The sequence below is a fragment of the Streptococcus mitis genome (assembly GCF_023109105.1).
Classification (GTDB): domain Bacteria; phylum Bacillota; class Bacilli; order Lactobacillales; family Streptococcaceae; genus Streptococcus; species Streptococcus mitis_BW.
In genome coordinates, this window is record NZ_JALDTZ010000007.1 from 1 (window position 1) to 13,266 (window position 13,266).

Sequence of the window (13,266 nt, forward strand, 5' to 3'; positions counted from 1 at the left end):
TTGCCACTGGTTTTTAGGGTTTTTATCAGACTAACTTCCACTTGAATTAGCGATGGAACTTAGTTTGGGAATTTAGCAATTTTAGCTCTTTGGTACCACCTTATGCTCAATAAAAATCAAAGAGCAAACCAGGATGCTAGCTGCAGGTTGCTAAAAGTACTGCTTTGAGGTTGTAGATAAGACTGACGGAGTCAGCTCAAAACACTGTTTTGAGGTTGCAGATAGAACTGACAAAGTCAGTCACATATATAATCCAAGGTGAAGCTGGCGTGGTTTGAAGAGATTTCTAAAGAGTATTAGACGAAACAAAAAGGAGGAAACTAAGCCCCCTCAAGTTACAAACTGTTTCATTGAATCACTTCAATTTTAGCACATAATGGTTTTCGAGTTATGATAGTATCACAACCAACCAGATTCTTTCGCGATATTAGCTGCCTCTGTTCGATTACCTGCATCTAGTTTCGAAAGAATATTGGTGACATAGTTTCGGACGGTTCCGTTGGATAGATAAAGTTTGTCTGCAATTTCTTGGTTGGATAGGCCTTGGGCAACTCCTTGTAAAACAGCCACTTCTTGCTCGGTCAAGGGATTGGGATGGGTCATCATGACTTCCATCAGCTCTGGAGAATATTCCTTGCGTCCCTCTAACACCGTATGCAGGGTTTGCATGAGCTCGGCGATGCTCCGCTCTTTCAAGACATAGGCGTCGACTCCTGCTTTGACCGCTCGTTCAAAATAGCCTGGGCGTTTAAAGGTCGTAACGATAACCACCTTGGTTTCAGGCACTTCTTGTTTGATCCACTCGAGCGCTTCTAATCCCGTCTTGACTGGCATTTCAACGTCAAGAATGGCAATATCTACTGCTTCTTTTTCCAAGATTTGGATAGCTTCAGCTCCATTTTTCGCCTGCAAGACAGTCTCCACATCTGGTTGAAAGCTTAAGAGTTGGCACATGGCATCTCTAAGCATACTTTGATCTTCTGCGACAAGTAGTTTCATCTTAGTTTCTCTCCTTATAAGGTAGTCGAACCTGAACTTCTGTCGGTTGTTTCCAACTAATTACCTTTACTTCTCCCAAAAATGGAAGAACACGATCTCGAACTGTATGGAGCTCATCCCCCTTTATAGAAGCAAAGCCACAGCCATCATCTCTCACTGTTAGAATGAGTTCTTTCTCTGTCCGTTCTAATTTTAAGTAGACTTTAGACGCTTTAGCATGTTTGATGATATTGGTCGCAAGTTCTAACAAAATCATAGCAGCTGTCGACTCTACATCCTGGGTCAAACTAGCCTTGTCCAATTGATTCTCAACTTGAACTTCAATGCTAGCAATCTCAAGCATCTTCTTGACGGTTTCAAGTTCTGAGGCTAAGGTCCGTGATTTCAGATTTTCCACAATGGTTCGCACTTCATTCATAGAATCCTTGCTTATCTGGTGAATTTCTTTTAATTCCTTCTCCACCTGTGGATAAGCCTGCATTTGAAATAACTGCAAGGCTAGATCTGTCTTGACACTCAGCATAGCAAAGGTATGTCCCAGACTATCATGCAAATCCTGACCGATACGACTACGTTCGTTTTCAGCAAGCAATAGATTTATCTGGGCATTTTGCTTGGCCTGAGCTTCTTTCAAATCCTCGACAATGCGAATCCGAACCAAACCCAATGTCATCAAATCGACAAAAGTAAGAATCCCAAGTTCAAAGGCTACAGCCTCAGTTTCGACTGACTGAAACATCATGAGTTGTCCAACAACAAGAACTTGAGCAAGGAGAAAAGTCCAGACATGCAGAGAACGAAGACTCCGCACCCTGAAATGATAAATTAAGAGATTAGAAAGGTAAAAGAAAAACCAGATATAATTAACAGCAACAAAGGCAGTATAACCAACTACATAAGTCAGCATGATCCCCCAGAAAAGCCAAGATAGGCGCTGGCTCTTAGTTGTTAAAATACCCAAATACGCCACTACAAATAGAATATCAATCAATAAATGCCAGGCAGAAAGCCACCCAGTCACTACAGGTAGGATGGGGAAAATCATAAAAATCAAACTGGCCCAAAACATATAGTGTATGCTTTTCAGTCTTTCAAGCATTAAGCATTCTCCTTATGACCTTGAAGGTAAATAGTCAAACCAAACAAAACTGCTGAAAAAACAAGTAGATAAACTGTGGCTGATAGATTGATGCCACCCTCATTTAAGAAGGTCTTGATCAATTCCATCAACTGATAGCTTGGTAGGCGCTTCCCGATTGCTTGCATCCAGTCTGGAAATAAAGAGACAGGCATCCAGAGTCCGCCTAACACAGCCAAGCCAAAGTAAAGAAGATTGCCTACGACAGACATCAACTGACTAGAAGGTAAGAGAGTCAAGGTCAAGCCAAGAGCTACAAAAGCTACACTTCCTACTATTAGCAAGAGCGCAGCCCCAATCCAGCTTCCTAAAGGCATATCCACACCTCTGACCAAGTGCCCAACTGAGAAAACAACCAGGATTGAAACCAAATAATCAACTATCATACTTGTTATCTTTGATAGATAATATTCTACCATATTTACTGGAGTATGGCGTAATGTTTTCTGCCAGTTGTTGATCTTGTCGGTATGTAAAACAACTGGGAATGAAAAGATAGCTGTTGACATCATGGAAAAGGCCGTCATAGAGATAAGGTAGTCGCGCATAAAATTTGCTGGTCCATCGGGTGTATCCTGGTACATGCCTGAAAAGAATAGATAGAAGGCTGTCGGCATCCCTACGGATAATAGATAATAGACTAATTGTCGTTTGGTCAATAGAAATTCTATCTTGTTTAGTGCGATCCATCGTTTCATCTTAGTCATCTCCCTTTTGTGTTTCTTCAAAGATTGTATCTAGCAAGCTACGGTTATTGACTTCAATTTCTTGAATCCTACAGCCTGCCTGTACTAACAGTTCCCAGAAAGCATCCGCTTCACGTGTGACTACTTGCAGGGCATCTTGTTTTTGTGACCAGTTTTCAACCAAGTTAGACTGCTCAACGACTTTCTTGTAAGCCAGAGGTAGGATGAAGTGCTTTTCAATCTCCTCACTGCGCATGGCTAGAGGTGTCGTATCACGAATCAACTCTCCCTTATTTAAGACCAAAATCCGGTCCGCTGTATGCTCTACTTCCTCAATATAATGGGACGAATAGAGAATGGTAACTCCTTGGGATTTTAGATCTTGGACAATTTCCCAAAAACGTTGACGGGTTGAAGTATCCATGGCCGCAGTTGGCTCATCTAAAAAGACAAGCTTTGGTCGGCCAATCAAGGTCAAGATAAAAGAGAAGAGACGCTTCTGCCCACCTGACAATTTTTCTGCAAATTGCTCTTTCTGTTGCTGGTCAAACTGCAATAGTTGATCAATTTCCTGGTTGCTCAAGGGATTTGGATAGATACGTTGAAAGAAAGCAATCAACTCTTTAACTTTTAATTTCTGAACAATGACATTTTCTTGAGGGAGGTAGCCTCTAATATAGTCTAACTGAGAACTCGTCACTGGCAAGCCTTGGATAGATACTTGACCGCTGGTGACTAGCTTATCTCCAAGTAAACAATCTAAGAGTGTAGTCTTTCCGGCACCATTGGGTCCAATCAAGGCGACACATTCTCCTTCTGCTACCTCAAAGGAAATATCCTTCAAAATAGCCTTCCCCTTGATGTTTTTATGTAAGCCTTGAACCTTAATCATGTTCATGATATTCTCCTTTCAGCCATTCCATCCCCATCGGAAAGGCGATAAAAATCATAAATCCTAATCCCCATGCACCACGGATGAATTGGTGAAGGAAGGCTTGATCAAACCAACCTGTAAACATTTCTACCAACCATACCACTAATGACATACCAATGAAAAGATAGATGATTGCTTTTTTCATTCCTCAAACTCCTTTTTCACATCTGAGACCAATTTCAAACCTTCTCGGATCAACCAAGACATCATGCCAAATCCTGCAAATAACTCCCAAGGAAAATGATAGAAGTCTTCATCCAATCCAGAAAACATGAGATAGGTCATGACTCCTGCTGCTACTAAACTCATTGCGACAATTACTTTATCTTTCATTTTTTCTTCCTCCATTTGATACATCTAGTATAATTCTTTGAAGGTAGAATCACTAGAAGTTTCTGTCATGAGGAAATATGACAAATGTCACAAAAAAAGATGGAACAGAAATTACTAGATTGGGTCAATTTTCTAGTTCCAATCAACTACCCAGTTAAAAACTCATTGCAAACCAAAAAGAGGCTGGGACAAAAGTCCTAGCCTCTAAATTGTTTTTGGATTGTCGAGCAAGACGCAGTGGTTGAGTGGGCTCTACTACGCTGATTTCATCAGCTTTTACAGCCCTACTCAACTGTGCGGAGGTGGGACGACGAAATCGAATTCTAACGAATTACCGATTTCTGTCCCACTCTCTCTTTCATTTTCTATTTAATCTTTATTCCACACTGAAAAGATATGGGTAAACTGGTTGTTGACCTTGGTGGATTTCTACTTCTACATCTTCGAATTCTTCTGCGATTTCTTGAGCGATTTGGTTAGCTAATTCTTCGCTTCCATCTTCACCGACATAGAAGGTTACGATTTCACTGTCTTCGTCCAACATATGTTTCAAAGTTTCAGTCAAGGTTTGGTGCATATCAGGATTTGATACAAGAATCTTACCATCTACCATACCAAGATTGTCATTTTCATGAATTTCTAGACCATCAATAGTCGTGTCACGAACGGCTGTTGTTACACTACCACTGACCACATCACCAAGAGCTGCAGTCATACGTTCTTGGTTTTCTTCGATAGACTTGCTTGGATCAAAGGCAAGAAGACTAGTCAATCCTTGAGGAATTGTACGAGCTTCTACTACAACCGCTGGTTGTTCCAATACTTCGGCTGCAGATTGAGCTGCCATGAAGATGTTTTTGTTGTTTGGCAAGAAGATAATATTACGAGCATTGACTTTCTCAACTGCCTTGACAAAGTCTTCTGTCGAAGGGTTCATAGTTTGTCCACCTTCGATGACATAGTCCACACCTTGAGCACGGAAGATATCTGCCAAACCTTGTCCAGCTACTACTGCGATAACGGCATATTCTTTTTCTTCAGCTGGCTTGCTGACTTGAGCTTCTTTTTCTACTTGCGCTTCGTGTTGGTTACGCATGTTATCTACTTTAACCTTGACCAAGCTACCATATTTAAGACCTTCTTGCATAACAAGACCTGGATCTTCTGTATGGACGTGAACTTTGACGATTTCGTCATCATTGACAACAAGCAATGAATCTCCAAGGTCGTTCAAGTAGTTACGGAATTCTTCGTAGTCAAACTCTTTAGCATAAGTTGGGCCTTGTTTAAGGGCAACCATGATTTCTGTACAGTATCCAAAGGTAATGTCTTCTGTTGCCACATGTCCAGCTACAGACTTGTGGTGTTCAGCATTGATCATCTCACCCATATTAGCTGGAGTCGCTACAAAGTCTTCAGACGCACTGTATTCACCAGTAAGAGCTGAAAGGAAGCCTTCGTAGATGAAGACCAAACCTTGACCACCTGAGTCCACGACGCCAACTTCCTTCAAGACTGGAAGCATGTCTGGAGTCTTAGCAAGAGCTGTTTTAGCTCCTTCCAAGGCAGCGCGCATAATCTCAATGGCATCGTCTGTTTGCTCAGCTTTTTTCTTAGCACCGATAGCAGCACCTCGAGAAACTGTCAAAATCGTTCCTTCAACTGGTTTCATCACTGCCTTATAGGCAACTTCTACACCTGATTGGAAGGCAAGGGCCAAGTCTTGACCTGTTAACTCATCTTTATCCTTGATAGCTTGTGAAAATCCACGGAAAAGCTGAGACGTAATAACGCCCGAGTTTCCACGCGCACCCATCAAAAGACCTTTGGCAAGAATGCTTGCTACCTCGCCAACTGTAGAAGCTGGCTTGTCTGCAACTTCTTTAGCTCCATTTTCAATGGTCATTCCCATATTTGTCCCAGTATCTCCATCTGGAACTGGAAAGACGTTTAATGAATTGACATATTCAGCTTGCTTATTCAAGCGAGTTGATGCAGCCTGCACCATTTCTTGAAATAAGCTAGTAGTAATTTTTGACACGGTTATTCTCCTACAACTTTGATATTTTGAATGTAGACATTTACAGTCTGAGCAGTAATTCCAAGCTGGTTTTCCAAGCTAAAACGAACACGCTCTTGAATGTTTTTTGACACTTCGCTAATCTTTGTTCCGTAGCTCAACACGGTATATACATCAACTGCAATACTACCATCTTCGGCCGCTTTTACGACGACACCTTTAGAATAATTTTCCTTACCTAGCAGGGCTTGGAAATTATCTTTGAGGGCATTTTTACTAGCCATACCGACCACACCAAAAATCTCAGTTGCTGCTCCACCTACGACGGTTGCAATCACTTCATCTGTTAGTTCGATTTGACCATCTTTTGTATTAATTTTTACAGTCATCCTTTTTACCTCAACTAGTTGATACTCTATTTTATCATATTTCATCTCAAGTGTAAAAGCAGAATACTGTATCAGCGGATATTTACTCTATTTTTCAAATGATTTTATACCTACAGTAAAAGAAAAAAGACCCTAAGGTCTCCTTACTTTTATTATTAAACGCGTTCAACTTTACCTGATTTCAAAGCACGAGCTGAAGCCCAAACTTTTTTAGGTTTACCATCGATAAGAACAGTAACTTTTTGAAGGTTTGGTTTTACGGCACGTTTTGTTTGGTTCATCGCGTGTGAACGGTTGTTTCCTGATACAGTCTTACGACCTGTAAAGTAACATACTTTAGCCATTGTGTTTTCCTCCTATTAGATCTAATATAGCGGATGTGCTAGCACCACATACCGTACTATGTTATCACACTTTCTTCATTTTTGCAAGGGAATTGGAAGATTTTTTTATTTAACGTAGACAATCCCCAACTTCCCAAAGGCCACATCTCCACGGATAATCAAGGTTTTGCTGGTTGGGGCTAGAGGTGCATCTGCCTTGGCTGCGCCACAGAAAGTTTCCACCTTCAGATCCACTCTCCAGTGTTGAGGCACGTAGATAACTGCATTCCCAAAACCGACTTCCACCTTCAGGGTTGCAGTATCTCCTAAAATCTCTGCATTGTCATAATATATCTTGGCATTCCCAAAACCAACTTCTACTTGGTCTTCTACCAATTCTTGATCTTGCTTGTAAAAAGTACCTGTCCCAAAAGCGACTTCCTTGTCTGTAAGAATGGTCTTTTCCCCATCATGCCACCATTTTTTCCCATTCCAAGTTCTGTTAGAGTGAGTCAAAGCACTAACTCCAAGAACAATTAGAATACTAGCCCCAAAAATTGACTGATTGGGAATCGGTAAAATGTCATAAAAACGATTAGCAATCATGAGGGCTGCTAGGGCTGTAAAAGAGGCTGAAGTAAAATGACGACGCAACAAAGCTCCTACTGATTGGTAGGCAAAAAAAGCAATACCGATCAAGGGCCAAATGTGTCCCCCCAGAGAAGGGATTCCAAAATTCCCCTGCAATAATACCAAAGCTGCCAATACTAGCAACACAATACCAAATACTTTCTTTTTCATCTTGTTACCTCATGTTTCTTAGATTTTCTTTTAGGAGGGATTGGTAATGCCGTGAGACATGAATCTCCTTGTGAGTTTGATAAAAGGAAATGGTGCCCGTTCCTGAAAAGGACTTGTCCACCGAATAGACTTGCCGAATATTAGCGATTGTTGACTTGGATACCCGACTGAAATAGCGAGGAAGGATAGCCTCTAACTCATAGAGCTTAAGCCGAACCTCGTAGGCATCTTTCTGGGTATGGGCATAAATCTTGCTACCTTCCGTCTCAAAGAAGAGAATTTCCGACAAGTCTAAGTAGTACTCACCCGTCCCCTTATAAAAAATCAACCTAGGAGACTTGGACTCTTGCAAGAGACGCTGCAAATCCGCAATCTCATCTGTCAAAGTCGCTGCCTTGATGACAATTTCAGTTTCCTCTAAATTGCTGTCAATTTCGATTCGTAACTTCATTCCATCTCCTTTCTGCATCTACTATACCAAAGGCCAGAAGACTTTACAAGAGTAAAAAAGCAAGTGGTCACTTTAGACCCGTAAGTGGTTACGAGTCCAGAACCACTTGCTTTGCTTTTTAGAAAATAAAGAAAAGAATTCCCCAGAGGAGGCCACAGGCGTAGCCAACTAGAACATCCTTGGGATAATGCACACCACCTAAGACTCTTACTAGACCAAGAAGGGCTGATAAAACCAAGAAAATCAACCCCACAGGTAGATTAGAATGTAAACAAGCCATGGAAATGATGGTCGCTGAAAAGACGTGGCGACTGGGCATTGAATTGCCAGAACTGTCCTTGTCTAGTAGCGGGACAATTTCCCAAGTCTCATAAGGCCGCGGTTGATTGATCCACTTACGAACGAGCGTCAATAGGATAAACCCCAAAGCTGGCACCAAAATATAAGCAGCAAGGTCTTGCCCCAAGCCCTTGCTTATAAAGCTTGTCCCCAACAAGGTCAAATAAGCTACGGGCATCAGGATTGTCATCAGGCGATTAAAAACTCGCATCAGTTGCAAAAGTTGTGGATGTCGAAGGAGACTTGATTTCCTCTTATCGTACCACTCTTGATAGTTTTTCATTTCTATTTCTCATACTTTTCTAGGACCTGCTGGGCTGTTTTCCCCTTGGAAAGCCAATCCACTAATTTGTCCAAACGACGGATTTCCTGCATCATAGGATCATCAATTTCCTCAATACGAACACCACAAATCTTTCCTGTTATCGTAATCCGTTCAGGAGCATAAGACGGTGCCTGTCGAAAAAAATCTCCATAAGTAAGGTCTTTATTCAGACAAGTGAGGATGCCACTCACTTCATAACCTGTCAACCAACTGGTCACTTGGTGAACGGATTCTGCCCTTCCACCCTTTCGCTCAACCTTTGCGATCAAAGCTTGATAGACCGCAGAAAATTTCATATTGTATAATTTTTGACTCATGCTTCCCTCTTTCTATTATACCAGTATAAAGAAGAAAAAGAAGGCCGTCAAGCCTTCTTATACTCAATGAAAATCAAAGAGCAAACTAGAAAGCTAGCCGCAGGCTGTACTTGAGTACGGCAAGGCGAAGCTGACGTGGTTTGAATTTGATTTTTGAAGAGTATTAGGTTTATTCTTCTGTTTCGTCTTCAGTAAATTGACTGTTGTAGAGGTCAGCATAGAAACCAGCTTGCCCCATTAGCTCATCATGATTTCCTTGCTCGATGATATTTCCATCTTTCATGACAAGAATCAGGTCAGCATTTCGGATAGTAGACAAGCGGTGGGCGATGACAAAGGAAGTTCTGCCCTCCATCAAACGGTCCATAGCTTTCTGAATCAACTCCTCTGTACGTGTATCTACTGAGGATGTCGCTTCGTCCAGAATCAAGAGCGGAGCATCCTTGAGTAGAGCACGAGCAATCGTCAAGAGTTGTTTTTGTCCTACTGAAAGACTTACTGTATCATCCAAAACGGTGTCATATCCATCTGGTAAGGTTGTGATAAAGTGGTGGATTCCTACTGCTTTGGCAGCTTCAATCACACGCTCATCACTAATACCTGTTTGGTTATAGATGAGATTGTCGCGAATGGTTCCTTCAAAGAGCCAAGTATCCTGTAAGACCATTGAAAAGGCATCATGTACTTCCGAACGCTTCATATCCTTGGTATCCACACCATCGATACGGATACTTCCCTTATCAATCTCATAGAACTTCATCAAAAGATTGACAATGGTTGTCTTACCAGCTCCGGTCGGTCCGACAATCGCAACCTTTTGACCTGCATGAGCGGTCGCAGAAAAGTCATGAATAATGGTTCGCTCTGGTGTATAACCAAAGGAGACTCGATCAAAGACTACTTGACCTTTCATATCGCTCAATTGTCTTTCTTTATAGGATTCGTCTTCCATTTCCTCTTCAGCTAGGAATTCGAAGACACGTCCCATGGCTGCACTAGCCTGCTGAAGACTAGTAACCCCTTGGGCGATTTGTGAAAGAGGCTGAGAAAAGATACGAACGTAGGCCATAAAGGCCACGATAATCCCGATACTGATCTGCCCATTCAGAGCCAAGGCTGCACCGACGATAATCACTAAGGCATAACTAAAGTTCCCAATGAACATCATAATCGGCATCATAATCCCTGAAATAAACTGAGATTTCCAGATACTGTCATACAGACGATGGTTTAATTTCGCAAACTCTTCTTTCGTGCTCTCAATAGCATTGTAACTGGTCACTACATTATGGCCAGAGTACATTTCCTCCACATAGCCATTGACAGCTGCTAAATCTTGTTGCTGACTCTTAAAAAATCCCTGTGATTTGCCCATAAAGACGGACACGAAAGCAAAACCAATAAGGGTTGAAACAACCGTCACCAAGGCTAAAATCCAGTTCATCCCAAACATGGTTACCAAAACTGCCAAGACCAATAAACTAGATGAAAGAACTGTTCCCAGACTTTGATTAAGGGACTGGGCTGCAGTGTCAACGTCATTGGTTACACGAGACAAGGTATCCCCTTGAGAATGTCCATCAAAATATCTCAATGGTAGGCGATTGATTTTCTCTGCAATGGCTGTTCTCAAACGCTCTGAAAAACGTTGAATGACTGTTGTAAACAGAAAGGCCTGCAAATAATTTGATAGAAGTCCAATCACATAAATCACGGCCAAAAAACTACCAATAGCTGCAACTGCCGCTACATCCACACTTGTTTCCAAACCACTGGCAATAATATTAGTCATTTCCTTGATGCAGGTTGGCCCATATACAGTAATGATATTAGATAGGATTGTTGCTAGAAAGGCTATCAGAAGGGCAAACTGGAGACCTGCAAGATAGGGTTTACTCTGTTTCCAGAGAGACATTTTTTTATTTTCCATGTTCCAATTCCTCCTTCGATAATTGTGAATAGGCAATTTCTTGATAAACTTCGTTATTAGCTAGAAGTTCCTTGTGGGTGCCTTGTCCCACGACTTTACCTTGATCCAAGACCAAAATCAAATCTGCATCCATAATGGTTGAAATACGCTGTGCGACGATGAGCTTGGTCATAGATTTTGTTTTCTCTGCTAGCTCTTGGCGTAGGACACGGTCTGTCTTGTAATCCAAGGCTGAGAAGGAGTCATCAAAGATGAGAATTTCTGGCTTCCGAGCCAAGGCACGCGCAATGGCCAGACGCTGTCTTTGTCCACCTGAGAAGTTGGTTCCTCCTTGAGCTACTTCTGACTCCAAGCCAGCTTCCTTGTCTTCGATAAAGTTCTTAGACTGGGCCAATTCCAAGGCTTGCCACATAGCTTGTTCACTAAGCGGTGTTTCTTGACTATGTCCAAAGTCTAGATTGCCCTTGACATCACCTGAAAAGAGTACAGCTTTTTGTGGTATATAACCGACCTTATTGCGCAAATCTTCCAAACCGTAATCTTGAACATTAACTCCGTCCACTAGAATTTCTCCTGCTGATACGTCATAGAAACGTGGAATCAGATTGACTAGAGTTGACTTACCAGAACCAGTTGAGCCGATAAAGGCAACTGTTTGGCCAGCTTCTGCTCTAAAGCTAACATTCTCGATAACTGCCTCCGAATTTGCAGCATAGCGGAAGGTCACATCCTTAAATTCGACCTTACCTTTAAGGTTTTCATCAGCCAGCTGCACTTGATCAGGATTTTGGATAGAAGAATGCAAATCTAGAACCTGATTAAGCCGCTTGGCAGAGACCATGGTTCGAGGAAGAACGATGAAGAGCGCCCCCATGAGAAGGAAGCCCATAACAACCTGCATGGCATAAGACATGAAAACAACCATGTCACTAAAGAGGGGCAGACGCGCTGTCGGAGCAGCATCGTTGATTACATAGGCTCCAATCCAGTAAATCGCCACACTCAAACCACTTGAAATCCCCATCATAATGGGATTTAAAATAGCCATAAGACGGTTGACAAACAAATTCAAGCGTGTCAGCTCATCATTTGCTGCTGTAAATTTTTCATCTTGGTACTTTTCAGCATTGTAGGCACGAACAACGCGAATACCTGTTAAACTTTCACGAGTAATGCTATTCAGTTTATCAGTCAAACTTTGAATCAAGGACTGTTTTGGAAAGGCTAGCGTCATCAAAACGGTTGTCATCAAAACATTGACAATCACTGCCACAAGTACCGCCCAGAGCCAGTATTCTGAATGGCCTAAAATCTTCCCGATGGCCCAGATAGCCATAATCGGACCACGCGTAACCACTTGCAATCCCATGGTAATCAACATCTGAACTTGGGTAATATCATTAGTGGTACGAGTTAGGAGGCTGGGAATAGAGAATTTCTTAATCTCTGTCTGCGAGTAATCCAAAACTCGATTAAAAATATCACTTCTCAGCCTACTAGTGTAAGAAGCAGCCACTCTGGATGCAAAAAATCCAACTGCGACTGCGGATAAGAAGGCAAAAAAAGACATTCCGACCATCATACCTGCTGGTTGCCATAACTCATCCAAGTTGGTTCCTTGACTTCCCAGCAAATCCGTGATTTTAGAGATATAGGTCGGAACTTCCAACTCTAGATAGACCGAAAAGCATGTAAAGAGAATGGCTAGTAAAATCATCCCCCATTCTTTTCTACTAATTCGTTTAGCTAATTTCTTCATTCTCTCCTCCTATTCTCTTGATATTTTCCTGTAGTTGATTGAGGACTTTCTCAAAAATCAGTAATTCATCTTCATCAATGTCTGCCATCAACTGGTTGTCAATACGTTCAAAGAAGGCCTTGATTTCTTGCATCTGAGAGCGCGATTTGTCCGTCAAACGAACAAACTTAGCCCGCTTATCGACAGGACTCGCCTCCAATTCCACCAAACCATTTTGTACCATGCGCTTGACCAAGTTACTAGCAACAGACTTGCTAATATTGAGTTCCTGCTCGATATCTTTAATCAAGACCAAGTCTTGGCTTTCCTCACGGATATCCAAAAAACGCACCACCTGACCTTGCGGTCCACCCATAAATTCAATACCACAACGTTTGGCTTCCTTTTGCACCATCAAATGAATCTGGTGACCAAAACGCTTAAAGACCAACATCGGTTTATCCATACTAACTCCTTTCTAACCATCGCATTTAGTTCTCCTAGGAACTAAATAAGTTTTCATGAGAACTATTTTACCACTTT

General features: G+C 41.9%; 16 protein-coding genes. All 16 read right to left on the reverse strand.

All coding sequences use genetic code 11. The features are described from left to right. Positions 1 to 399: 399 nt before the first annotated feature. The 16 genes from M1F37_RS05355 to M1F37_RS05430 all read right to left on the reverse strand — a co-directional run bounded on the left by M1F37_RS05355 (position 400) and on the right by M1F37_RS05430 (position 13,189). Complete coding sequence (locus tag M1F37_RS05355) at positions 400 to 999, reverse strand: response regulator transcription factor (RefSeq protein ID WP_247935024.1); 600 nt, start codon at positions 997 to 999, stop codon at positions 400 to 402. A 1-nt stretch (position 1,000) separates the two neighbouring features. Further along, a complete protein-coding gene (locus M1F37_RS05360; protein WP_247935025.1) occupies positions 1,001 to 2,098 on the reverse strand; it encodes a sensor histidine kinase in 1,098 nt (365 codons plus the stop codon). Further along, a complete protein-coding gene (locus tag M1F37_RS05365) occupies positions 2,098 to 2,835 on the reverse strand; it encodes an ABC transporter permease (RefSeq protein ID WP_247935026.1) in 738 nt (245 codons plus the stop codon). Before M1F37_RS05365 ends, M1F37_RS05360 begins: the two co-directional genes overlap by 1 nt. 1 nt (position 2,836) lies before the next feature. Then, positions 2,837 to 3,721: an ABC transporter ATP-binding protein gene (locus M1F37_RS05370; RefSeq protein WP_247935027.1), complete on the reverse strand. Its 885-nt coding sequence runs from the start codon at positions 3,719 to 3,721 to the stop codon at positions 2,837 to 2,839. Beyond that, complete coding sequence (locus M1F37_RS05375; protein ID WP_247935028.1) at positions 3,708 to 3,902, reverse strand: hypothetical protein; 195 nt, start codon at positions 3,900 to 3,902, stop codon at positions 3,708 to 3,710. Before M1F37_RS05375 ends, M1F37_RS05370 begins: the two co-directional genes overlap by 14 nt. Then, positions 3,899 to 4,105, reverse strand: coding sequence for a hypothetical protein (locus tag M1F37_RS05380; RefSeq protein WP_247935094.1), 207 nt, complete (start codon positions 4,103 to 4,105; stop codon positions 3,899 to 3,901). The genes M1F37_RS05375 and M1F37_RS05380 overlap by 4 nt, the downstream gene beginning before the upstream one ends. A 361-nt stretch (positions 4,106 to 4,466) precedes the next feature. Then, positions 4,467 to 6,131 carry a DAK2 domain-containing protein gene (locus M1F37_RS05385; protein WP_247935029.1) on the reverse strand — a complete coding sequence of 555 codons (1,665 nt, stop codon included), beginning with the start codon at positions 6,129 to 6,131 and terminating at the stop codon, positions 4,467 to 4,469. A 2-nt stretch (positions 6,132 to 6,133) separates the two neighbouring features. Next, positions 6,134 to 6,499, reverse strand: a complete 366-nt coding sequence (locus M1F37_RS05390) for an Asp23/Gls24 family envelope stress response protein (RefSeq protein WP_000216437.1) — start codon at positions 6,497 to 6,499, stop codon at positions 6,134 to 6,136. 155 nt (positions 6,500 to 6,654) lie between these two features. Then, entirely contained in the window at positions 6,655 to 6,843 is a 189-nt protein-coding gene (gene rpmB / locus M1F37_RS05395; protein WP_001140948.1) for a 50S ribosomal protein L28, read from the reverse strand. A gap of 105 nt (positions 6,844 to 6,948) precedes the next feature. Then, entirely contained in the window at positions 6,949 to 7,623 is a 675-nt protein-coding gene (locus tag M1F37_RS05400; RefSeq protein WP_247935030.1) for a LiaF transmembrane domain-containing protein, read from the reverse strand. A 4-nt stretch (positions 7,624 to 7,627) separates the two neighbouring features. Further along, entirely contained in the window at positions 7,628 to 8,074 is a 447-nt protein-coding gene (locus M1F37_RS05405) for a LytTR family DNA-binding domain-containing protein (protein ID WP_247935031.1), read from the reverse strand. Positions 8,075 to 8,192: 118 nt separating this feature from the next. Further along, positions 8,193 to 8,696, reverse strand: coding sequence for a phosphatase PAP2 family protein (locus M1F37_RS05410; protein WP_247935032.1), 504 nt, complete (start codon positions 8,694 to 8,696; stop codon positions 8,193 to 8,195). 2 nt (positions 8,697 to 8,698) lie between these two features. Next, complete coding sequence (locus M1F37_RS05415) at positions 8,699 to 9,055, reverse strand: DUF2200 domain-containing protein (RefSeq protein WP_247935033.1); 357 nt, start codon at positions 9,053 to 9,055, stop codon at positions 8,699 to 8,701. Positions 9,056 to 9,224: 169 nt separating this feature from the next. Beyond that, the gene (locus M1F37_RS05420) at positions 9,225 to 10,985 is read right to left on the reverse strand and encodes an ABC transporter ATP-binding protein (protein ID WP_247935034.1); all 1,761 of its coding nucleotides are present in this window, start codon (positions 10,983 to 10,985) and stop codon (positions 9,225 to 9,227) included. Next, entirely contained in the window at positions 10,975 to 12,744 is a 1,770-nt protein-coding gene (locus tag M1F37_RS05425; protein WP_070528633.1) for an ABC transporter ATP-binding protein, read from the reverse strand. Before M1F37_RS05425 ends, M1F37_RS05420 begins: the two co-directional genes overlap by 11 nt. Then, entirely contained in the window at positions 12,728 to 13,189 is a 462-nt protein-coding gene (locus M1F37_RS05430) for a MarR family winged helix-turn-helix transcriptional regulator (RefSeq protein WP_247935035.1), read from the reverse strand. The genes M1F37_RS05425 and M1F37_RS05430 overlap by 17 nt, the downstream gene beginning before the upstream one ends. Between the last annotated feature and the right edge of the window lie 77 nt (positions 13,190 to 13,266).

Excerpts from the sequence above, each read along its gene's own strand:
- M1F37_RS05380 (WP_247935094.1), bottom strand. The coding sequence starts at position 4,105 with ATGGAGGAAGAAAAAATGAAAGATAAAGTAATTGTCGCAATGAGTTTA.
- M1F37_RS05355 (WP_247935024.1), bottom strand. The coding sequence starts at position 999 with ATGAAACTACTTGTCGCAGAAGATCAAAGTATGCTTAGAGATGCCATG.
- M1F37_RS05420 (WP_247935034.1), bottom strand. The coding sequence starts at position 10,985 with ATGGAAAATAAAAAAATGTCTCTCTGGAAACAGAGTAAACCCTATCTT.
- M1F37_RS05400 (WP_247935030.1), bottom strand. The coding sequence starts at position 7,623 with ATGAAAAAGAAAGTATTTGGTATTGTGTTGCTAGTATTGGCAGCTTTG.
- M1F37_RS05430 (WP_247935035.1), bottom strand. The coding sequence starts at position 13,189 with ATGGATAAACCGATGTTGGTCTTTAAGCGTTTTGGTCACCAGATTCAT.
- M1F37_RS05410 (WP_247935032.1), bottom strand. The coding sequence starts at position 8,696 with ATGAAAAACTATCAAGAGTGGTACGATAAGAGGAAATCAAGTCTCCTT.
- M1F37_RS05365 (WP_247935026.1), bottom strand. The coding sequence starts at position 2,835 with ATGAAACGATGGATCGCACTAAACAAGATAGAATTTCTATTGACCAAA.
- M1F37_RS05425 (WP_070528633.1), bottom strand. The coding sequence starts at position 12,744 with ATGAAGAAATTAGCTAAACGAATTAGTAGAAAAGAATGGGGGATGATT.
- M1F37_RS05370 (WP_247935027.1), bottom strand. The coding sequence starts at position 3,721 with ATGAACATGATTAAGGTTCAAGGCTTACATAAAAACATCAAGGGGAAG.
- M1F37_RS05375 (WP_247935028.1), bottom strand. The coding sequence starts at position 3,902 with ATGAAAAAAGCAATCATCTATCTTTTCATTGGTATGTCATTAGTGGTA.
- rpmB (WP_001140948.1), bottom strand. The coding sequence starts at position 6,843 with ATGGCTAAAGTATGTTACTTTACAGGTCGTAAGACTGTATCAGGAAAC.
- M1F37_RS05405 (WP_247935031.1), bottom strand. The coding sequence starts at position 8,074 with ATGAAGTTACGAATCGAAATTGACAGCAATTTAGAGGAAACTGAAATT.
- M1F37_RS05390 (WP_000216437.1), bottom strand. The coding sequence starts at position 6,499 with ATGACTGTAAAAATTAATACAAAAGATGGTCAAATCGAACTAACAGAT.
- M1F37_RS05360 (WP_247935025.1), bottom strand. The coding sequence starts at position 2,098 with ATGCTTGAAAGACTGAAAAGCATACACTATATGTTTTGGGCCAGTTTG.
- M1F37_RS05415 (WP_247935033.1), bottom strand. The coding sequence starts at position 9,055 with ATGAGTCAAAAATTATACAATATGAAATTTTCTGCGGTCTATCAAGCT.